We start from the raw sequence: 20,157 nt of genomic DNA, 5'->3' as shown, positions 1-20,157 counted from the left end.
CCGGCTCCGTCTCCGGCTGTCTCCGGCTTCGTCTCCGACTCCGGCCCCGGCTCGGTCTCCCCGAGCATTTCCCCGAGCACTTCCCCGAGCTTTCCCGAGGTACCCACACCATGACCCAGCCGCCGCCCCCGCCGCCGAACCAGCCCCCGCAGCCCCCGCAGCAGGGCGGCTTCGGCCCGCCCCAGCCCCCGCAGGACGCGACGCCCCAGGACGCCGTACCCCAGGACACCCCGCCCCAGGGCGCTTTCGGCGCACCGAACCTCGCCAAGCCCCCGCAGCCGGGCTACGGCTATCCCCAGGCGCCCCAGGCGCCGCAATCGCCTCAGGGCGGCCAGGCGCCGCAGCCTTCCCAGACGCCCCCGCCTCCGGCCGCGGCTCCGTCCGGTCCGCCGCAGCCCCCGCCGGGCTACGGCTACCCGCAGGCGGCCCAGCCGGGACAGCCGACCCCGCCTCCGCCGCCCCCTACGGGAACCCCCGGCTACGGCTACCCCGGCCAGGCACCCCAGGCACCCCAGGCACCTCAGCCGGCCGCCTCTCCGTACGGTCAGCAGCCTCCGGCGGGCCCCTACGGCCAGCAGCCCCCGTACGGTCAGCCGCAGCCGGGCTACGGCTACCCGGGTCAGCCTCAGCCGCCCGCCGCGTACGGCCAGCAGCCGGGCTACGGCTATCCCGGCCAGCCGCCCACCATGCCGATGCACCCCCAGCCCGGCGCGCCCGGCGGGTCCGGTCCGGGCCGGAAGATCAACGCGCAGGTGGCGATCATCGTCGCCGCCGTCGTGGCGATCGCGCTGATCATCGGCGGCGGCGTCTGGTACTCGAAGTCCGGCGACAGCGGCAAGAAGGACGAGGCGAGCTCCGGCGGCACGACCGGCGGGGGCGACAAGGACAAGGGCGGCACCGGAGGCACGGCCTCCGGCGGCACCGAGAAGGCGCCCGCCGACCCGGCCTCCAAGCTCCTCTTCCAGCTCCCGATGCCGAAGATCAAGAAGGACGACAGCGTCGCCGTACGGGGCTCCTGGCTGACCGACAAGGCGTATGTGAAGACCGGGGTCAACGAGATCGTCGGCTACGACCCCGACAAGGGCACGAAGCTGTGGACGGTCACGCTGCCGGGACCGGTCTGCGAGGCCAGCAAGTTCGCGACCGAGGACTACCGCACGGCGGTCCTGTTCCAGGCGAGCGCCGCCGACACGGCCGCCTGCGACCAGATCGCGGCGATCGACCTCTCCGCGGGCAAGCAGCTGTGGACGAAGACGGTCTCGTCGGGCGACTACCCGATCGGCTTCGACAACATCACCGTCAGCGCGAACACCGTCGCCCTGGGCAGCTCGGACGGCGGCGCGGCCTTCGACATCGCCTCCGGCAAGGTGCTGTGGTCGCCGAAGGCCTCCGACACCTGCTACGACGCGGGCTACGGCGGCGGCCCGAAGCTGGTGGCGGTACGCAAGTGCGGCGACTACGACAACCCGACGCTGCACATCCAGACCATCGACCCGGTCTCCGGGAAGGTGCTCTCCGAGTACAAGATGACCACGGGCATCGAGTACGCGTCCGTCGTGTCGACCGACCCGCTGGTCGTGGCCGCGGACGTCGGCGACAGCGCCGGCGACGGCAGCGGCATCTCGGACTTCTTCTCCGTCGACAACAAGACGGGGAAGCTGCGCACCAGGATCTCCGTGCCGGGCGACGACTACATGGCCGACTGCGAAGGCATCACCAAGATCGAGGCCTGCACGGGCCTGGCCGTCGGCAACGACCGGATCTACGTGCCCACCGAGGAGCACGACGGCACCGGCGACTCCTACAGCCAGACCAACGAGATCGTCGCCTTCGACCTGGGCACCGGCAAGCAGACCGGCCAGCGCGCCGACGCGGGCGACGACTACACGATCTACCCGTTGCGCATGGACGGCTCCAATCTGATCGCGTACAAGCGTCCGCCGTACGACAAGGGCGGTCAGATCGTCAGCATCGACGGCGGTTCGTTCAAGGTGACCAAGCTGATGGAGAACCCGGCCACGGAGTCGGTGCGGGACGCGGAGAGCGGGATGTCCCCGGAGTACTCCGAGGTCATCTACGCCAAGGGTCGCCTGTATCTGTCCGAGGTGTACGCCGACGAGTCGACGGCGAGCGACCCGGAGTACCTGGCGTTGGCCTTCGGCACCAGCGGCTGATCATTTCTTCATACCGGCCCTGTGAATCGCCCCGCCCCTGCTCAGGGGCGGGGCGATTCACTTACCGCTCATCACCCTCGAATGTGAGGAATTTCGGCGATCCGGGGCACTTCTCACGAGTAGGGGGAGCGCGACGTCGAACAAGCGTGTAGCTTCCGGGGGCATGAAGAGCGGGGTGCCGGGGGGCACCCTTTGTTTGTCTTGTCGGCCGGTGGGGGACTGGGGGGTTGCTCGATGGGAGTGCGGCTGATGGTGGTCGACGACCACCGACTGCTCGCGGAGGCGCTGGCGTCGGCGCTCAAACTGCGGGGGCACCGGGTGCTCGCCGCGGCGGCGCCGGCCGCGGGCGCGGCGGAACTGGTCATCACCAGGGCGCCCGAGGTGTGCCTGCTGGGCACGGCGACCCCGGCCGAGCCGGGCATCTTCGACCCGGTGGTCCGCATCAAGCGGGAACGCCCGCAGGTCGCCGTCCTGGTCCTCGGCCCGGTCCCGAGCCCGCGCGGCATCGCCGCCGCGTTCGCCGCCGGCGCGTCCGGGTACGTCCGCCACGACGAGCGCATAGAGGGCGTCGAGCGCGCCATCATGAAGGCGAGGGCGGGCGAGGCGGCGGTGGCCCCGCAGCTGCTCCAGGGGGCCTTCAGCGAGTTGCTCAACCCCGCGGCCCAGCCCGACGACGAGGGCCAGCGCCTCCTCCAGCTCCTCACCCCACGCGAGGTCGAGGTCCTGGTCCGCGTGGCCGACGGCGAGGACACCCGCCTCATCGCCGCCGGCATGAACATCGCCCCCTCCACCGCCCGCACCCACGTCCAACGCGTCCTGATGAAACTGGGCGTGGGCTCCCGCCTGGAGGCGGCGGCGCTGGCCGCGCGGACGGGACTGCTGGACCGGGCGGGGGCGTTGCCCCACTTCCGAGCACCGGAGATCTAGCGGTCCCCACTCCGACGTATGCCTGCCAGGAGACGGGCGAGCGCGGAGGGGGTGGTCGTGAGGACCGTCGCCGGAGGTCAACCTGGAATTCTCACCAGAGGGTGTTTCGCGCGCACTGTCCATGGCGGCTCGGATGCGTCACTCGGAGTCAATGCGCGGATGAGGGTGAATGGCGTCGACGCGTGGTGGTCGTCCTGACGGCTGCCTGTCGCCGGCCCTGATATCTAGACCGGGCAGGACCGAGGGCTACGCCCTCTCGGACGGTTTCTGGAATCTGTATTCCTTGGGGGAGAGCCCGTAGGCGGCGCGGAAGGCCCGGGTGAATTCGGGGGCGCGGGGAAAGCCCCAGCGGGCGGCGATGAAATGGATCGGCGTGGTGTGCAGCGAGGGGTTCGCCAGGTCGCAGCGGGCGCCCTCCAGCCGTCGGTTGCGTATCCAGGCCGCGACCGATTCGCCCTGTGACTGTTGCGAGAAGATCCGGTACAGGTAGCTGAGGGATATGTGGTGCGCGGCGGCGATCGCGGACGGCGTCAGCTCCGGGTCGTGCAGGTTCTGCCGGATGAACGCATGGACGCGTCGCGCCATGGCCCGCTGGCGGGTCTCCGGCGGCAGGGCGGCCTCGACGTCCAGCGCCTGGGCCAGATAGGCCGATACCAGGTCGAGTACGACTGTGCCCAGGCGCGGCGCGTCGGACGGCTGGAGGGCGTCGGCCTGCCGGTCCAACCCGATGAGGAACTCCGTCAGCAGCGCGCCGACGCCCTCCTGCCTCGGCAGCCCTCGGCCCAGCAACTCCTTGACCCGGTGCGCCGGCAGGGGCAGCAGCGCCTTGGGGAAGTCCACGCCCACTCCCTTGACGACACGGCGTTCACGGTCGTCCGTCGGCCGGAAGTCGTAGGGGCGGGAGCTGTCGGCCAGGTGCAGGTCATGTGGGCCGAACGCGCTGGTCCGCCCGGCGTGGTCGAGACCCATCTCTCCGTCGAGCAGCAGGGTCAGGTGATACAGCTCCGCGTCGGACTGGCGCACCATCTTCGGACTCCGGCGGAAACGCGTCGGCAGGAACGACGCCTGCATCACGGTCACCGGCTCCAGCTCCAGCAGCCGCAGCTCTCCCCAGAATTCGGCGGAATGGGCGCTGATGAAATCGTTCGAGCGCGTTCGGCTGATCAGTTCCCGCCAGTAGTCGAATCTGTCCGCCGCCGGCACGTCGTCGCTCCGGAACACGGTCCCGATCATCTGCTTCCCATCCCCCATGTTCCGGATATGCCCCCTCATATCCCCTGCCGGTGCTCCCACCAGCATCATTACACGAGGGAAACTGGTGGCGGCCGGTGGATACGGCTGCTGAAGGCTCCTACTCGGGCGCCCCCTCTTCCGCCTCCTCCGGCAGTCGCGGCGCAGGCGGAGGCACCGGCCGCAGCCACAGCCAGACCAGGAAGAACACCCCCAGTGCCAGCATCCCCAACCCCGTCCACAGGTTGATGTTGATGCCCTGGGCCTTGTCGATCTCGGCGTCGCCGTCGGTCAGGCCGGTGATCGTGATGATGACGCCGTAGAGGACGAACAGGCCGCCGATGATGCGGCGCAGGTCGAAGATGCGGGCCGCCGTCGCGGACTTTCCCTCCAGATCGGTTACCTCGCGCTGGACGTCCTTCTCCGAATAGTCGGAGTGGCCGGAGTGGCCGGACCGGCCGGAGCCGCCGGAGTCGCTGCTGAAGTGCTCGGACATGGTTTCTCGATCCTCCCTCTTCCCTCGGGTTCCCTCTGTCCTCTGTGTTCTGTCCTCTGTGCTCTGTCCTCGCTCAGAACGAGAACGGGATGTAGCAGAGCGCCGCCAGGATCACCGCGCTCCAGCCGAGCAGGGCCGGGCGTCGGTACCACGCGTCGTCGCCCGCGGCCGGGGGTTCCGCCATGCCGGGGGAGACCGTGCCGTAGACCAGGCCCTGGAGTTCCTCGGCCGGCTTGGGGGCGGTGAACAGGGACACCGCGGCCATCACCACCGCGCCCGCCACGAAGCCGGCGATCGCCGAGACGAAGTTCGCGCCCTGGTCGGTGGGGATGCCGACGACGTCCTGCTTGTAGAGGACGAAGTAGTTGACCATCGCCGCCGTCGTGCCTGCCAGCAGGCCCCAGAAGCCCGATTTCTTCGACGCCCGCTTCCAGAACATGCCGACGATGAAGACGACGAACATCGGCACGTTGAAGAAGGAGAACAGCGTCTGCAAGTAGCTCATGATGTTCGAGAAGGAGGACGCCAGGAACGCCGTTCCCACCGATGCGGCCACGCCGATCGCCGTGATGAGGCGGCCGAAGCGGACGTAGTACGCGTCCTCCTGTCCCCGCACCACGTACTTCGCCCAGATGTCCGTCGTGAACACCGTGTTGAAGGACGAGATGTTCGCCGCCATGCCCGCCATGAAGGCCGCCAGCAGGCCGGTGACGGCGATGCCGAGGACGCCGTTCGGCAGCAGCTCGGACATCAGGTACGGGATCGCGTCGTTGTACTGGAGGTCCGAGCCGCTGGTGCCGATCTTCGGGACCAGGACGGCCGCCACCAGCCCGGGGATCATCACCAGGAACACGATGAAGATCTTCGGGAACGCGGCGATCAGGGGCGTGCGCTGGGCTGCCGAGAGGTTCTTCGCCGAGAGGGCGCGCTGCACCTCCGCGAAGTTCGTCGTCCAGTAGCCGAAGGAGAGGACGAAGCCCAGGCCCAGCACGATCGTCAGCCAGTTCGCGCCGAGCGGGTTCGGGCTGCCGATGCCCGTGCCGCCCCAGGCCGTCACGAAGTCGTCGCCGTGGGTCGCCGTCAGCTTGTCCGTGAGGCCGTCCCAGCCGCCGACCTTCTTCAGGCCCAGGACGGAGAGGGGGATGAGGGCGGCGAGGATCACGAAGAACTGCAGCACCTCGTTGTAGATCGCCGAGGAGAGGCCGCCCAGAGTGATGTACGCCAGGACGAAGAAGCCCGCCACCACGATCGCGACCCATTGGGGCCAGCCCAGCAGCGCCTCGACGACGATCGCCAGCGCGTACAGGTTCACGCCCGCGATCAGGATCGCCGCGAAGGCGAAGAGGATCGAGCTCAGCAGGTGCGCGCCCTTGTCGAAGCGCAGGAGCAGGAACTCCGGCACCGAGCGGACCTTGCTGCCGTAATAGAACGGCATCATCACCAGGCCCAGGAACACCATCGCCGGGATGGCCCCGATCCAGTACCAGTGCACGGTGTACGCACCGTACTGCGCGCTGTTCGCGGCCATGCCCAGGATCTCGGTGGCGGCCAGGTTGGCCGACACGAACGCGAGGCCCGTGATCCAGGCGGGCAGGGAGCGGCCGGAGAGGAAGAAGTCGAGGGTGGTCTTCACCGAGCGGCGGGCGGCGAAACCGATGCCCAGGACGACGACGAAGTAGATGGCGAGGATCGTGTAGTCGAGCGCGTTCGTGGGGAGTCGCAGCTCGGCCGCCAGCTGTTCGGACGCCAGATATGCGGAGTGTGCGGAGCTTGTGGGGGAATGCGTGGGGGTTTGCATCCAGAGCTCACCTTGTCTGGTGGTCTTTGTTCGGTTGTGACGGTGACTGTCGTGGGGGTTTGTGGTTTGATGTGTTCGGTTCTGTTTGAAGCGTTGCTTGGTACTGCTGCTTGTGCAGAGATGGAGAGTCGCGGTGAAGAAGACCTCGACCCGGCTGGCCGACGGTCGTGAGCTGATCTACTACGACCAGCGGGACGACTCGGTGCGCGACGCGGTGGATCGGCGTCCACTGGAACGCACGGTCACCACTTCGGAGGTACGCCGGGACCCGTTGCTCGGCGACTCGATCGCCGTCGCCTCGCACCGGCAGGGGCGCACCTACCATCCGCCGGCCGACGAGTGCCCGCTGTGCCCGTCCCAGGGCGACCGGCTGAGCGAGATCCCGGACTCGTCGTACGACGTCGTCGTGTTCGAGAATCGTTTCCCCTCGCTGGCCGGCGACTCCGGGCGCTGTGAGGTGGTCTGCTTCACCTCCGACCACGACACGTCCTTCGCCGGGCTCACCGAGGAGCAGGCGCGACTGGTCCTCGACGCGTGGACGGACCGGACGTCCGAGCTGTCGCATCTGCCCTCCGTGGAACAGGTGTTCTGCTTCGAGAACCGCGGCGCCGAGATCGGGGTGACCCTGGGTCACCCGCACGGGCAGATCTACGCCTACCCGTTCACCACCCCCCGCACCGCCCTGATGCTGCGTTCGGTCGCCGCGCACAAGGAGGCCACCGGCGGGGAGAACCTCTTCGACGCCGTCCTGGAGCGTGAACTCGCCGACGAGCGGGTCGTCCTGGAGGGTGAACACTGGGTCGCCTTCGTGCCGTACGCCGCCCACTGGCCCTACGAGGTGCACCTGTACCCGAAGCGGCGCGTGCCCGATCTGCTCGGGCTCGACGAGGACGCGCGCACAGAGTTCCCCAAGGTCTACCTGGAACTCTTGAGGCGCTTCGACCGTATTTTCGGTGAGGGTGAACCGCCGACGCCGTACATCGCCGCCTGGCACCAGGCGCCGTTCGGCCTGATGGAGGAATTCGATGAGCCCACAGCCGTCAACCGGGACGACTTCGCGCTCCACCTCGAGCTTTTCACCATCCGCCGCACTTCCGGCAAGCTGAAGTTCCTCGCGGGCTCCGAGTCCGGCATGAACGTGTTCATCAACGACGTGCCACCGGAGCGCGCGGCCGAGCGACTGCGAGAGGTAGCGAGTTCATGAGCAGCGGCAAGAGTGGGAAGTACCTGGTCACCGGTGGTGCCGGGTACGTCGGCAGCGTGGTCGCCCAGCATCTGCTGGAGGCGGGACACGAGGTCGTCGTCCTCGACAACCTCGCCACCGGTTTCCGCGAGGGCGTCCCGGCGGGCGCCGCGTTCATCGAGGGCGACATCCGCGACGCCGCCAAGCACCTCGACCCCTCCTTCGACGGCGTGCTGCACTTCGCCGCGTTCTCGCAGGTCGGCGAGTCGGTCGTCAAGCCGGAGAAGTACTGGGACAACAACGTCGGCGGCACCATGGCGCTGCTCGGCGCGATGCGCGAGGCCGGCGTGCGCAGGCTCGTCTTCTCCTCCACCGCCGCGACCTACGGCGAGCCGGAGGAGGTCCCGATCGTGGAGACCGCCCCGACGAAGCCGACCAACCCCTACGGCGCCTCCAAGCTCGCCGTCGACCACATGATCACCGGCGAGGCGGCGGCCCACGGCCTCGGCGCCGTCTCCCTGCGCTACTTCAACGTGGCCGGCGCGTACGGCGCGCAGGGCGAGCGCCACGACCCCGAGTCGCACCTCATCCCGCTCGTCCTCCAGGTCGCGCAGGGCCGCCGGGACGCCGTCTCCGTCTTCGGCGACGACTACCCGACGCCCGACGGCACCTGCATCCGCGACTACATCCACGTCGCCGACCTCGCCGAGGCCCACCTGCTGGCCGTCGCCGCGGCCAAGCCCGGCGAGCACCTCATCTGCAACCTCGGCAACGGCAACGGGTTCTCCGTCCGCGAGGTCATCGAGACCGTCCGCGAGGTCACCGGCCACCCGATTCCCGAGGTCATGGCCCCCCGTCGGGCCGGCGACCCGGCCGCCCTGGTCGCCTCGGCGGCCACCGCCCGCGAACAGCTGGGCTGGAACCCGTCCCGCGCGGACCTCGCGGGCATCGTCGCGGACGCGTGGGAGTTCGCACAGCAGATCGCAAGGGAGCAGTAGTGGCGGCACAGCAGGTGCGGGACGGTTTCGTCGAGCTGTACGCGGCCGAGCCCGACGGCGTCTGGGCGGCGCCCGGCCGCGTCAACCTCATCGGCGAGCACACCGACTACAACGACGGCTTCGTGATGCCCTTCGCGCTGCCGCACACCGCGCTCGCCGCGGTCTCCCGGCGCACGGACGGCGTACTGCGCCTGCACTCGGCGGACGTCGAGGGCGGCGCCGTCGAGCTGCGGCTGGACGAGCTGACCCCCGCATCCGACGACGCCTGGACGGCGTACCCGGCGGGCGTCGTCTGGGCGCTGCGCGAGGCCGGTCACCCGGTCACCGGCGCCGACGTCCATCTGACCTCGACGGTCCCCTCCGGCGCGGGCCTGTCCTCGTCGGCGGCGCTCGAAGTCGTCGTGGCCCTCGCGCTCAACGACCTCTTCGACCTGGGCCTGGCCCGCTGGCAGCTGGCCCGCCTGTGCCAGCGCGCGGAGAACGTCTACGTCGGCGCCCCCACCGGGATCATGGACCAGACGGCGTCGGCGTGCTGCGAGGCCGGCCACGCGCTGTTCCTCGACACCCGCGACCTCTCCCAGAAGCAGATCCCCTTCGACCTGGCCGCCGAGGGCATGCGGCTGCTCGTGGTGGACACCCAGGTCAAGCACGCCCACAGCGGCGGCGAGTACGGCAAGCGGCGGGCCGGCTGCGAGAAGGGCGCGGCCCTGCTGGGCGTCGACGCCCTGCGGGACGTCCCGTACGCCGACCTCGACGCGGCGCTCGCCCGCCTCGGCGACGACGAGGAGGTCCGCCGGCTGGTCCGGCACGTGGTGACCGAGGACGCGCGCGTCGAACGCGTCGTCTCCCTCCTGGAGTCGGGCGACACCCGCGCCATCGGCCCGGTCCTCACCGAGGGCCACGCCTCGCTGCGCGACGACTTCCGTGTGTCCTGCCCCGAGCTGGACCTCGTCGTCGAGACGGCCGTCGCGGCCGGCGCCCTCGGCGCCCGGATGACCGGCGGCGGCTTCGGCGGCTCCGCGATCGTCCTGGCGAACGCCACCGACGTCGACACCCTCACCAAGGCGATCGAGGAGGCCTTCGCCGCCGCCGACTTCACCGCGCCCCGCGTGTTCGAGGCGGTGCCCTCGGCGGGGGCGCGACGCCTGAGCTGAGCCCTGCTCCGACGAACCGGGCCCCGTACGTGTTCGATCACGTACGGGGCCCGGTTCGTCGTTCGGGGCGCGCCGACCCCGCTCGTCACCTCCCGCTCACCCCAATCGCTTGGTCAGCGTGAACTCCGTGATCCCCGGCGGGTAGTCCTCGATCACGCACACCACCTCGTATCCGCGCCCCTGGTAGAACTCCGGGGCCTGGAAGTCCCAGGTCTCCAGGCGGGCGCGACGGCAGCCGCGTTCCGTGGAGGCGATGCGTTCCGCCTCGGCGAGCAGGAGGGTGCCCAGACCGGTGCCGCGGTGGCGGGCGTCCACCCAGAGATAGGTGATGTGCAGCCAGGTCGTCCAGGTGTGGCCGACCAGGCCGCCGACCAGGTCACCGGCGCCGTCCGACGCCCAGACGTGCAGCGGGGCCTCGCGTTCGGCGGGGGTGCCGCGCAGGGCGCGCAGGGTCGGGGAGGCCGCGGTGTTGGTGTCGTAGAGCCGGGAGCGGAGCAGATCGCGCCGAGTCCTGTCGACTTCTGTCTCAAGACGAAACATGCGGCACACCATAAACGCGCTGGCCAATCAGTTCTGCAATTTGCCTTCCGCTGTCCGCCCACGGCCCTACGCTGTGAAACAGCACCGGTGGGGGCCGGTGCTGATCAGGGGGCGAGACAGTCGGGTACGGCGCCCGCAGTGGGGGTAGCAGTCTCTGCACGGCGGCGGCCGTGCGGTAGCGGCATTCCCTTCGGGCGTCGTACCCGCGCCGGTCGTCACTTTTCCGGACCTGGGGTATCCCCTGCTCTGTCAAGGAGCTTGGGGAAGGGGGTTTCGTGGTTCGCATCCGAGTTCTGGTCGTCGACGACCACCGTATCTTCGCCGAGTCGCTCGCCGCGGCTCTGGCCGCCGAGCCCGATGTCGACGTGTCCGCGGCCGGCAGCGGCCCGGCGGCGCTGCGCAGCATAGAGCGCGCCGCCTCCGAAGGCCGTCGGTACGACGTGCTGCTCGTCGACGCCGACCTGGGCGCCGCGCTGCCGGGCATACGGCCCGCCGTGCCCGTGCCGGAGGTGGGGGAGGACGGGCTGGTCGACGGGATCTCGCTGGTCGTGGGCGTGCGTTCCGCGCAGCCGCACGTCCGTGTCGTCGTCCTCGCCGAGAAGGACGATCCGCGTCGCGCGGCCCTCGCCCTGCAGGCCGGGGCGTCCGGCTGGGTGGCGAAGGACTGCTCGCTGTCGCGGCTGCTGACCGTCATCCGGGGGGTGCTGCGCGAGGAGACCCATCTCCCGCCCGCCCTGCTCACCGGCGTCCTGCGGGAGTTGACGGCCGCGCGCAAACACCGCACCGAGAGCGAACGGCTGGTCGAGTCCCTCACGCCGAGGGAGCGGGAGGTGCTGCGCTGCATGGTCGCGGGCCTGGGGCGCAAGGCCGTCGCCGAGCGCCTGTTCCTCTCCCCGCACACCGTCCGCACCCATATGCAGAACGTCCTCGGCAAACTGGGCGTCCACTCCACCCTCGCGGCCGTCGCACTGGCGCGCCGCGCAGGGGTGGGGCCGGTCGACCTAGGGCCTGCCGGGCAGATCAGGCTGGAGCAGACCAACAGCGCCTGATCGGCTGGGGTGCGCGTGCCACGCCCCGCGTCTCCGGCCTGATCTGCCCGGCAGGCCCTCAGCCCGGGATGTTGTCGAACGGGGCGGTCAGCTGACGTAGGAGTCCGGCAAGGTCGGCGCGTTGGGCGTGGGAGAGTTCGGACAGGATCGCCCTCTCCTGTGCGAGCAGTCCGGCCAGGGCCTGGTCGGCGCGGTCCTTGCCGTCGTCCGTGAGGCGCACCAGCACACCGCGCCGGTCGCTCGGATCCGGCAGCCGCTCCACCAGGCCCTTCTTGGTCAGCCGGTCGATGCGGTTCGTCATCGTGCCCGACGTCACCAGGGTCTGCGTCAGCAGCTGCCCCGGCGAGAGCTGATACGGGGCGCCCGCGCGCCGCAGCGCCGTCAGGACGTCGAACTCCCAGGGCTCCAGCTGGTGTTCGGAGAACGCCAGTCGGCGTGCCCGGTCCAGGTGCCGGGCCAGTCTGCTCACCCGGCTGAGTACTTCCAGCGGCTCCACGTCGAGGTCCGGGCGCTCCCGGCGCCACGCTGCGACCAGCCGATCGACCTCGTCCTCCATGACGATCAGTGTAGTGGTTGTGTCGACATGAAGTCTCTTGATATCGAGTCTCTTGACATCAAGATAAGTCGGGGGGGACAGTACGAGGCATGACGACGACCAACCCCACCTGGGACCCCGCCCAGTACCTGCGTCACGCCGGCCACCGGGCCCGCCCCTTCGCCGACCTCCTCGCCCGCGTCCCCGACCTGCCCGGCGACCCGCCCCGCATCGCCGACCTCGGCTGCGGCCCCGGCAACGTCACCGCCGTCCTCGCCGACCGCTGGCCCGCCGCCCGCATCACCGGCTACGACAACTCGCCCCAGATGCTCGCCGACGCGGCAGCGCACGCCGGCGCGCGGCTCGACTTCGCCCACGCCGACCTCGCCACCTGGACGCCGACGGAGACGTACGACCTGATCGTGTCGAACGCGGCCCTGCACTGGGTCCCCGGGCACCTCGACTCCTTCGCCGGCTGGCTGGACGGCCTCGCGCCCGGCGGGACCTTCGCCTTCCAGGTCCCGCACAACATCGACGCGCCCCTGCACGCCCTCATGCGCGAGCTCGGGAACACGCCCCGCTGGAAAGCCCGGCTCGGCGAGGTGCTGCGCCCCGTGGACTCCGTCCACGCGCCCGGCGTCTACCTCGACCGGCTCGCCCGCCTCGGCTGCGCGACCGACGTCTGGACGACCACGTACCACCACGTCCTGCAGGGCGAGGACCCCGTCCTCGACTGGGTCAGGGGCACCGGCCTGCGCCCCGTCCTCACCACCCTCGCCGACGACCCCGAGGCTCGCGACGCCTTCGTCACCGACTACCGCGCCCTGCTCCGCGAGGCCTACCCGACGACGTCCTACGGCACCGTCCTGCCGTTCCGGCGGCTGTTCGCGGTGGCCACGAAGGGGGAGTGAGGCGCAGCGGGCGTTTGAGCGGCGGGCTGAGGGATACCTGGGGTGACACCCGAGTCGAACCCGCTGGGAGTGATCCAAGGTGGCACGAGAACAGAAGGCCAGGGCGAAGAAGGAACAGGCCAAGGGCAAGGCCAAGGAGACCGTCGGCCGCGCCGTGGGCAACGAGCGGATGGAGGCCGAGGGCCGCGCCGGGCAGGCGAAGGGCGACGCGCGCCAGGCGAAGGAGAAGATGAAGGACGTCTTCAAGCACTGAGCGGGAGCGATGCGAAGAGCCGGCGACCAGGACGGGCCCCGTCCTGGTCGCCGGCTCTTCGCATCGCCCTGCTAAGCCTTCCGTCGCCCTATCAGGTGAGGCTTCTGCTCCAAGCCGTCCAGCCCGTGCCACGACAGGTTCACCAGATGGGCCGCGACCTCCGCCTTCTTCGGGCGGCGCACGTCCAGCCACCACTGGCCGGTCAGGGCGACCATGCCGACCAGGGCCTGGGCGTAGAGGGGGGCCAGTTTGGGGTCGAAGCCTCGGCTCTTGAACTCGCGGCCCAGGATGTCCTCCACCTGGGTGGCGATGTCGGAGATGAGCGAGGCGAAGGAGCCCGTGGACTGGGGGATGGGGGAGTCGCGGACCAGGATGCGGAACCCGTCCGTGTACTCCTCGATGTAGTCGAGGAGGGCGAAGGCCGCCTGTTCCAGGAGCTCGCGGGGGTGACCGGCGGTGAGCGAGCTCGTCACCCCGTCCAGCAGGCGTCGCATCTCACGGTCCACGACGACCGCGTACAAGCCCTCCTTGCCGCCGAAGTGCTCGTACACCACCGGCTTGGAGACCCCGGCCTTCGCCGCGATCTCCTCCACCGACGTGCCCTCGAAGCCCTTCGCCGCGAACAGGGTGCGACCGATCTCCAGCAACTGCTGCCGGCGCTCCGCCCCCGTCATACGGGTGCGACGGGCGCGCCTCGGCTTCGCTTCGTTGCTGGGGGTACCGCTGGGATCGATCGCCACGCCGTCCATCATGCCGCGTCGGCGGTCGCCTTCCCGCGTCGGAAGCGGTCCTCGTCCGTGTTACGGCGCGAATCGATACGTGAGCGTGACGGCCAGCGCACGTCGTAGGCCCAGCCGAGCATCTCGAACCAGCGGATGAACCGCGCCGAGGAGTCCAGCTGACCCCGCTCCACCCCGTGCCGCGCCGACGTCGGGTCGGCGTGGTGCAGGTTGTGCCAGGACTCGCCGCAGGACAGCACCGCCAGCCACCACACGTTGCCCGAGCGGTCCCGCGACTTGAAGGGGCGCTTGCCCACCGCGTGGCAGATGGAGTTGATCGACCAGGTGACGTGGTGCAGGAGCGCCACGCGTACCAGCGAGCCCCAGAAGAACGCCGTGAACGCGCCCCACCAGGACATCGTCACCAGCCCGCCGACCAGCGGCGGCAGCGCCAGCGACAGCATCGTCCAGAAGATGAACTGACGCGAGATCGCCCGGATCGCCGGGTCCTTGATCAGGTCGGGCGCGTACTTCTCCTGCGGGGTCTGCTCCTCGTCGAACATCCATGCGATGTGCGCCCACCACAGGCCCTTCACCAGCGCCGGGACCGTCTCCCCGAACCGCCACGGCGAATGCGGGTCGCCCTCCGCGTCGGAGAACTTGTGGTGCTTGCGATGGTCCGCCACCCAGCGCACCAGCGGCCCCTCCACCGCCATCGACCCCATGATCGCCAGCGCGATCCGGAGCGGCCGCTTCGCCTTGAAGGAGCCGTGGGTGAAGTAGCGGTGGAAGCCGATGGTGATGCCATGGCAGCCGAGGTAGTACATGAAGACCAGCAGACCGAGGTCCAGCCAGCTCACCCCCCAGCCCCACGCCAGCGGCACGGCCGCCAGCAGCGCGAGGAACGGGACGGTGATGAAGAGCAGCAGCGTGATCTGCTCGATCGAACGCTTCTGCTCGCCACCCAGCGTGGCGGAGGGGGCGGGGGTGTCGTCGGGCGCCTTCGAAGGGTCTTCGATCACGTTGGAGGAGCCTGTGGTCATGCGTGTCCCCTGGGGGGTCTTGGAATGAGGGAGGTGCCGCACCGGCCGGAGAACCGCCTACCACTTCCTACGGTTCCGTAACCTACGGCATCGTAAGTATGGCAGTGCGCCGCCCGACGGCAAGAGCCCGCCGACCTGCGCGTCCCCGCGGACACCTATCCTTGGAGACGGTCGGACAGCGCGGTCCGCTCTGTTTCTTCCCGGATGTCCGCCCCGTATGCGGCCCCCGCCGCCAGGACGGTCACCGGGTCCCCTCCCGGACGAGCTTCAAACACTGCAAGGAGCCGCACCTGTGAGCAGTGCCGACGACCTTGGCCAGGCCACCACGACGACCAGCACGGAGCTGCGCGCCGACATCCGCCGACTGGGTGACCTCCTCGGGGAGACCCTCGTCCGGCAGGAGGGCCCCGAGCTCCTCGACCTGGTCGAGAAGGTCCGCCGCCTCACCCGCGAGGACGGCGAAGCCGCAGCCGACCTGCTGCGCGGCATCGAACTGGAGACCGCGGCCAAGCTGGTCCGCGCCTTCTCCACGTACTTCCACCTCGCCAACGTCACCGAGCAGGTGCACCGCGGCCGCGAACTGCGCGAGCGCCGCGCCGCCGAAGGCGGCCTGCTGGCCCGCACCGCCGACCGGCTCAAGGACGCCGACCCCGACCACGTCCGCGAGACCGTCCGCAACCTCAATGTTCGCCCCGTGTTCACGGCGCACCCCACCGAGGCCGCGCGCCGGTCGGTGCTCAACAAGCTCCGGCGCATCGCCGCGCTCCTGGAGACCCCCGTCATCGAGGCCGACCGCCGCCGCTACGACACCCGGCTGGCCGAGAACATCGACCTCGTCTGGCAGACGGACGAGCTGCGCGTCGTACGCCCCGAACCCGCCGACGAGGCCCGCAACGCCATCTACTACCTCGACGAGCTCCACGCGGGAGCGGTGGGCGACGTCCTGGAAGACCTCACGGCCGAGCTGGAGCGGGTCGGCGTCAAGCTCCCCGAGGACACCCGCCCCCTCACCTTCGGCACCTGGATCGGCGGCGACCGCGACGGCAACCCCAACGTCACCCCCCAGGTCACCTGGGACGTCCTGATCCTCCAGCACGAGCACGGCATCAACGACGCCCTGGAGATGATCGACGAACTGCGCGGGTTCCTCTCCAACTCCATCCGCTACACCGGCGCCACCGAGGAACTCCTGGAATCCCTCCAGGGCGACCTGGAGCGGCTCCCCGAGATCAGCCCCCGCTACAAGCGCCTCAACGCCGAGGAGCCCTACCGGCTCAAGGCCACCTGCATCCGGCAGAAGCTGGAGAACACCAAGCAGCGCCTCGCCAAGGGCACCCCCCACGATCCGGGCCACGACTACCTCGGCACCGACGAACTCCTCGCCGACCTCACCCTCATCCAGACCTCGCTGCGCGAACACCGCGGCGGCCTCTTCGCCGACGGCCGGATGAACCGCACCATCCGCACGCTGGCCGCCTTCGGCCTCCAGCTCGCCACCATGGACGTCCGCGAGCACGCCGACGCCCACCACCACGCCCTCGGCCAGCTCTTCGACCGCCTCGGCGAGGAGTCCTGGCGCTACACCGACATGCCCCGCGACTACCGTACGAAGCTCCTCGCCAAGGAGCTGCGCTCGCGCCGCCCGCTCGCCCCCACCCCGGCGCCCGTCGACGCGGCCGGCGAGAAGACCCTCGGCGTCTTCCTCACCGTCAAGCGCGCCCTGGAGGTCTTCGGACCCAAGGTCGTCGAGTCGTACATCATCTCCATGTGCCAGGGCGCCGACGACGTCTTCGCCGCCGCCGTCCTCGCCCGCGAGGCCGGCCTCGTCGACCTGCACGCCGGCTGGGCCAAGATCGGCATCGTGCCCCTGCTGGAGACCACCGACGAGCTCAAGGCCGCCGACACCATCCTCGAGGACATGCTCTCCGACCCCTCCTACCGGCGCCTCGTCGCGCTGCGCGGAGACGTCCAGGAGGTCATGCTCGGCTACTCCGACTCCTCCAAGTTCGGCGGCATCACCACCAGCCAGTGGGAGATCCACCGCGCCCAGCGCCGTCTGCGCGACGTCGCCCACCGCTACGGCGTCCGCCTGCGCCTCTTCCACGGCCGCGGCGGCACCGTCGGCCGCGGCGGCGGCCCCTCCCACGACGCCATCCTCGCCCAGCCCTGGGGCACCCTGGAGGGCGAGATCAAGGTCACCGAACAGGGCGAGGTCATCTCCGACAAGTACCTCATCCCGTCGCTGGCCCGCGAGAACCTGGAACTGACGGTCGCCGCGACCCTCCAGGCCTCCGCCCTGCACACCTCGCCCCGCCAGTCCGACGAGGCCCTCGCCCGCTGGGACGCCGCCATGGACGTCGTCTCCGACGCCGCGCACTCCGCGTACCGCACCCTCGTCGAGGACCCCGACCTCCCCGCCTACTTCTTCGCCTCCACCCCCGTCGACCAGCTCGCCGACCTGCACCTCGGCTCCCGGCCCTCCCGCCGCCCCGACTCCGGCGCCGGCCTCGACGGCCTGCGCGCCATCCCGTGGGTCTTCGGCTGGACCCAGTCCCGCCAGATCGTCCCCGGCTGGTACGGGGTGGGGTCGGGGCTGAAGGCCCTGCGCGAGGCGGGCCTCGACACCGTCCTGGACGAGATGCACGGACAGTGGCACTTCTTCCAGAACTTCGTCTCCAACGTCGAGATGACCCTCGCCAAGACCGACCTGCGCATCGCCCAGCACTACGTCGACACCCTCGTCCCCGACCACCTCAAGCCCGTCTTCGACCGCATCAAGGCCGAACACGCGCTCACCGTCGCCGAGGTCCTGAAGATCACCGGCGAGCGGGAACTGCTGGCCGCCACCCCCGTCCTCAAGCAGACCTTCACCATCCGCGACGCCTACCTCGACCCCATCTCCTACCTCCAGGTCACCCTCCTCAAGCGCCAGCGCGACGCGGCCGCCGCCGGCGCCGAACCCGACCCCCTCCTCGCCCGTGCCCTCCTCCTCACCGTCAACGGCGTGGCGGCGGGCCTGCGCAACACCGGCTGACCCGACGCACACAGAAGAAGGGGCGCCCTCGCCTTCGTACGCATGCACATGTCGTACGAACGTGAGGGCGCCCCCTTTTTTGCAGGCCGCCCGGTGTTCCTCCAGCGCGCCCGGTGTCGGGCCGCCCGGTGTCGGGTCACACGGCCAGGAAAGCCGCCGTCAGCAGCGCCACGCCCGTCCCCGCCAACGCCCAGCCCACCCGTGCCCGGCCCAGACCGCCGGCCACCACCACCGACGCGAGCAGCAGCGCTCCGCCCATCGGCACCCACGCGAACAGGACCCCGGCCGGACCCGAGCGCACCACCTCGTCGGTGTCCGGCTTCACGACGACCGTGTACGTCCGCCCCTTCTGCACCGCCACCGACTTCTCGATCACCACGCGCGCGCGTGCCGTCGACCCCGCCGACGACGGCGTGTACGGACCCGTGCAGGTCTCCGTACCGCACCGGGTCACCTCGACCGTGCCCCGCTCCCGGCCCTTGGTCAGCATCACGTGCTGCGCGGTTCCCCAGGAACCCCACACCCCCGCGATCAGGATCAGCACGGCCACCGCGCCCATCGCCGCCAGCCGCCCGAACCGCAGCGCGGTCGCCGACCCTTTACGGGAAGATCGCTTACGGCGGTGGGACGAGGCTGCGGTGGCAGGCATGGCGGGGATCATTGGCCATACCCCCGCGAACGGTCAACTCACCGGGGCGAAAGGGAGGGGGCGAACAGGGGACAAGTCAGGAGTTGTACGTGCTTTGCGCCCGCTCCAGACCCTCCAGCACCAGCGCCTCCGCCGCGTCCGCCGCCCGGTCGACGAAGTAGTCCAGCTCCTTGCGCTCCGCGGAGGCGAAGTCCTTCAGCACGAAGTCCGCCACCTGCATCCGCCCCGGCGGCCGCCCGATCCCGAACCGCACCCGGTGGTACTCCGCGCCCATCGCCTTCGTCATCGACTTCAGACCGTTGTGCCCGTTGTCCCCGCCGCCCAGCTTCAGCCGCAGCACGCCGTAGTCGATGTCCAGCTCGTCGTGCACGGCGATGACGTTCGTCAACGGCACCTTGTAGAAGTCCCGCAGCGCGTTCACCGGACCGCCCGACAGGTTCATGAACGACATCGGCTTCGCCAGGATCACCCGACGGCCGGCCGGCCCCGGCGGCCCGGTCCGCCCCTCGACGACCTGAGCCTGCGCCTTGCCCGCCCGCTTGAACCTCCCCCCGATCCGCTCGGCCAGCAGATCGGCCACCATGAAACCCACGTTGTGCCGGTTCATGGCGTACTCGGGTCCGGGATTGCCGAGGCCCACGATCAGCCAGGGGGCGTTGGCGGGGGTGGTCACGTCCGTTTCTCCTTACGCGCCAGCCGCCGTTCCCCGAGGAGAACGGCGGCTGATGTCTCGTACTGCGGTGGGTGCAGCCTGCAGCGTCGGGTGCCCGGCGGACGGGCGTGACGACGACTGCCGCTGAACGCCGGTCAGGCCTCGGTGGTCTCGGCCTCGGCGTCCGCCGGGGCCTCCTCCGCCTGGGCGGCCAGGACCTGGAGGACGACCGCGTCCTCGTCGGTCGCCAGCGTGGTGCCCTCGGGCAGCGGGATGTCCTTGGCGAGGATGGCCGCGCCGGCCTCGAGGCCCGCGATGGAGACGGTGACCGACTCGGGGATGTGCGTGGCCTCGGCCTCGACGTTCAGCGTGCTCAGCACGTGCTCGAGCAGGTAGGCGCCCGGGGCCAGCTCGCCCTCGGTGTGCACGTAGACCTCGACGTTGACCTTCTCGCCGCGCTTCACGAGGAGCAGGTCGACGTGGTCCAGGAAGCCCTTGATCGCGTCGCGCTGCACGGCCTTCGGGATGGCCAGCTGGGTCTTGCCCTCGATGTCCAGGCTGAGCAGGACGTTCGGGGTGCGCAGGGCGAGCTGCAGCTCGTGGCCCGGCAGCGTGATGTGGACCGGGTCGGCGCCGTGGCCGTACACCACGGCGGGAACCTTGCTGGCGCGGCGGATACGGCGGGCGGCGCCCTTGCCGAACTCGGTGCGGGTCTCGGCGGCGAGCTTGACCTCGGCCATGTTCACTCCTCGTAGAACTCTGGGGAAAGGTGGTCACCCGGCCAAACCATCGGCCTGCTACGAAGAGCGCGT

General features: G+C 70.3%; 19 protein-coding genes. 9 read left to right on the top strand and 10 right to left on the bottom strand.

Annotated features, from left to right (window positions below):
* Positions 1 to 110: 110 nt before the first annotated feature.
* Both OG562_RS17370 and OG562_RS17365 read left to right on the top strand, forming a co-directional pair.
* On the top strand, positions 111 to 2,174 hold the full coding sequence (locus OG562_RS17370) for a PQQ-binding-like beta-propeller repeat protein (protein WP_266398589.1): 2,064 nt from the start codon (positions 111 to 113) through the stop codon (positions 2,172 to 2,174).
* A gap of 234 nt (positions 2,175 to 2,408) precedes the next feature.
* Positions 2,409 to 3,101, top strand: coding sequence for a response regulator transcription factor (locus OG562_RS17365; protein WP_266398588.1), 693 nt, complete (start codon positions 2,409 to 2,411; stop codon positions 3,099 to 3,101).
* A 246-nt stretch (positions 3,102 to 3,347) separates the two neighbouring features.
* On the opposite strand, the gene OG562_RS17360 is transcribed toward OG562_RS17365, so the two are convergent.
* The 3 genes from OG562_RS17360 to OG562_RS17350 form a co-directional block, all read right to left on the bottom strand.
* A complete protein-coding gene (locus OG562_RS17360; RefSeq protein ID WP_266398585.1) occupies positions 3,348 to 4,334 on the bottom strand; it encodes a helix-turn-helix domain-containing protein in 987 nt (328 codons plus the stop codon).
* 118 nt (positions 4,335 to 4,452) lie between these two features.
* A complete protein-coding gene (locus OG562_RS17355; RefSeq protein WP_266398583.1) occupies positions 4,453 to 4,827 on the bottom strand; it encodes a hypothetical protein in 375 nt (124 codons plus the stop codon).
* 73 nt (positions 4,828 to 4,900) lie between these two features.
* On the bottom strand, positions 4,901 to 6,625 hold the full coding sequence (locus OG562_RS17350; protein WP_266398581.1) for a sodium:solute symporter family protein: 1,725 nt from the start codon (positions 6,623 to 6,625) through the stop codon (positions 4,901 to 4,903).
* Between the two features lie 133 nt (positions 6,626 to 6,758).
* On the opposite strand from OG562_RS17350, the gene galT reads away from it, so the two are divergent.
* From galT to galK, 3 genes are read left to right on the top strand one after another with little or no spacing between them, the layout of a single operon-like run.
* Complete coding sequence (gene galT / locus OG562_RS17345; protein WP_266398579.1) at positions 6,759 to 7,829, top strand: galactose-1-phosphate uridylyltransferase; 1,071 nt, start codon at positions 6,759 to 6,761, stop codon at positions 7,827 to 7,829.
* Positions 7,826 to 8,806, top strand: coding sequence for a UDP-glucose 4-epimerase GalE (gene galE / locus OG562_RS17340; protein ID WP_266398577.1), 981 nt, complete (start codon positions 7,826 to 7,828; stop codon positions 8,804 to 8,806). The genes galT and galE overlap by 4 nt, the downstream gene beginning before the upstream one ends.
* Positions 8,806 to 9,960, top strand: a complete 1,155-nt coding sequence (gene galK, locus OG562_RS17335; RefSeq protein WP_266398575.1) for a galactokinase — start codon at positions 8,806 to 8,808, stop codon at positions 9,958 to 9,960. Before galE ends, galK begins: the two co-directional genes overlap by 1 nt.
* Before the next feature lie 96 nt (positions 9,961 to 10,056).
* Here galK and OG562_RS17330 read toward each other — a convergent pair whose 3' ends face one another.
* Positions 10,057 to 10,512 (bottom strand): N-acetyltransferase, encoded by a 456-nt coding sequence (locus tag OG562_RS17330; RefSeq protein WP_266409335.1) that lies wholly within the window; start codon positions 10,510 to 10,512, stop codon positions 10,057 to 10,059.
* A 263-nt stretch (positions 10,513 to 10,775) separates the two neighbouring features.
* Between OG562_RS17330 and OG562_RS17325 the strand changes: the two genes are divergently transcribed.
* Positions 10,776 to 11,549, top strand: a complete 774-nt coding sequence (locus OG562_RS17325) for a response regulator transcription factor (RefSeq protein ID WP_266398573.1) — start codon at positions 10,776 to 10,778, stop codon at positions 11,547 to 11,549.
* A 58-nt stretch (positions 11,550 to 11,607) separates the two neighbouring features.
* On the opposite strand, the gene OG562_RS17320 is transcribed toward OG562_RS17325, so the two are convergent.
* Positions 11,608 to 12,105, bottom strand: a complete 498-nt coding sequence (locus OG562_RS17320) for a MarR family winged helix-turn-helix transcriptional regulator (RefSeq protein WP_266398571.1) — start codon at positions 12,103 to 12,105, stop codon at positions 11,608 to 11,610.
* An 89-nt stretch (positions 12,106 to 12,194) separates the two neighbouring features.
* Between OG562_RS17320 and OG562_RS17315 the strand changes: the two genes are divergently transcribed.
* Together OG562_RS17315 and OG562_RS17310 are read left to right on the top strand one after the other, a co-directional pair.
* Positions 12,195 to 12,995 carry a trans-aconitate 2-methyltransferase gene (locus OG562_RS17315; RefSeq protein ID WP_266398569.1) on the top strand — a complete coding sequence of 267 codons (801 nt, stop codon included), beginning with the start codon at positions 12,195 to 12,197 and terminating at the stop codon, positions 12,993 to 12,995.
* A 79-nt stretch (positions 12,996 to 13,074) separates the two neighbouring features.
* Positions 13,075 to 13,248 (top strand): CsbD family protein, encoded by a 174-nt coding sequence (locus OG562_RS17310; RefSeq protein WP_266398567.1) that lies wholly within the window; start codon positions 13,075 to 13,077, stop codon positions 13,246 to 13,248.
* A 71-nt stretch (positions 13,249 to 13,319) separates the two neighbouring features.
* Here the strand turns inward: OG562_RS17310 and OG562_RS17305 are convergent, their stop codons facing one another.
* Both OG562_RS17305 and OG562_RS17300 read right to left on the bottom strand, forming a co-directional pair.
* Positions 13,320 to 14,000, bottom strand: a complete 681-nt coding sequence (locus OG562_RS17305; RefSeq protein WP_266398565.1) for a TetR/AcrR family transcriptional regulator — start codon at positions 13,998 to 14,000, stop codon at positions 13,320 to 13,322.
* The gene (locus OG562_RS17300; RefSeq protein WP_266398563.1) at positions 13,997 to 15,010 is read right to left on the bottom strand and encodes an acyl-CoA desaturase; all 1,014 of its coding nucleotides are present in this window, start codon (positions 15,008 to 15,010) and stop codon (positions 13,997 to 13,999) included. Before OG562_RS17300 ends, OG562_RS17305 begins: the two co-directional genes overlap by 4 nt.
* 292 nt (positions 15,011 to 15,302) lie before the next feature.
* On the opposite strand from OG562_RS17300, the gene ppc reads away from it, so the two are divergent.
* Positions 15,303 to 18,044 (top strand): phosphoenolpyruvate carboxylase, encoded by a 2,742-nt coding sequence (gene ppc, locus OG562_RS17295; RefSeq protein WP_266398561.1) that lies wholly within the window; start codon positions 15,303 to 15,305, stop codon positions 18,042 to 18,044.
* 136 nt (positions 18,045 to 18,180) lie between these two features.
* Here ppc and OG562_RS17290 read toward each other — a convergent pair whose 3' ends face one another.
* From OG562_RS17290 to OG562_RS17280, 3 genes are all read right to left on the bottom strand, one after another.
* The gene (locus OG562_RS17290) at positions 18,181 to 18,705 is read right to left on the bottom strand and encodes a hypothetical protein (RefSeq protein WP_266398560.1); all 525 of its coding nucleotides are present in this window, start codon (positions 18,703 to 18,705) and stop codon (positions 18,181 to 18,183) included.
* Positions 18,706 to 18,769: 64 nt separating this feature from the next.
* Positions 18,770 to 19,366 carry an aminoacyl-tRNA hydrolase gene (gene pth, locus OG562_RS17285; RefSeq protein WP_266398559.1) on the bottom strand — a complete coding sequence of 199 codons (597 nt, stop codon included), beginning with the start codon at positions 19,364 to 19,366 and terminating at the stop codon, positions 18,770 to 18,772.
* A 134-nt stretch (positions 19,367 to 19,500) separates the two neighbouring features.
* Positions 19,501 to 20,085 carry a 50S ribosomal protein L25/general stress protein Ctc gene (locus OG562_RS17280; RefSeq protein ID WP_266398558.1) on the bottom strand — a complete coding sequence of 195 codons (585 nt, stop codon included), beginning with the start codon at positions 20,083 to 20,085 and terminating at the stop codon, positions 19,501 to 19,503.
* Positions 20,086 to 20,157 lie beyond the last annotated feature (72 nt).

Source organism: Streptomyces sp. NBC_01275 (assembly GCF_026340655.1).
Taxonomy (GTDB): Bacteria; Actinomycetota; Actinomycetes; order Streptomycetales; family Streptomycetaceae; genus Streptomyces.
This window is presented reverse-complemented; position numbering and strand designations above follow the sequence as displayed.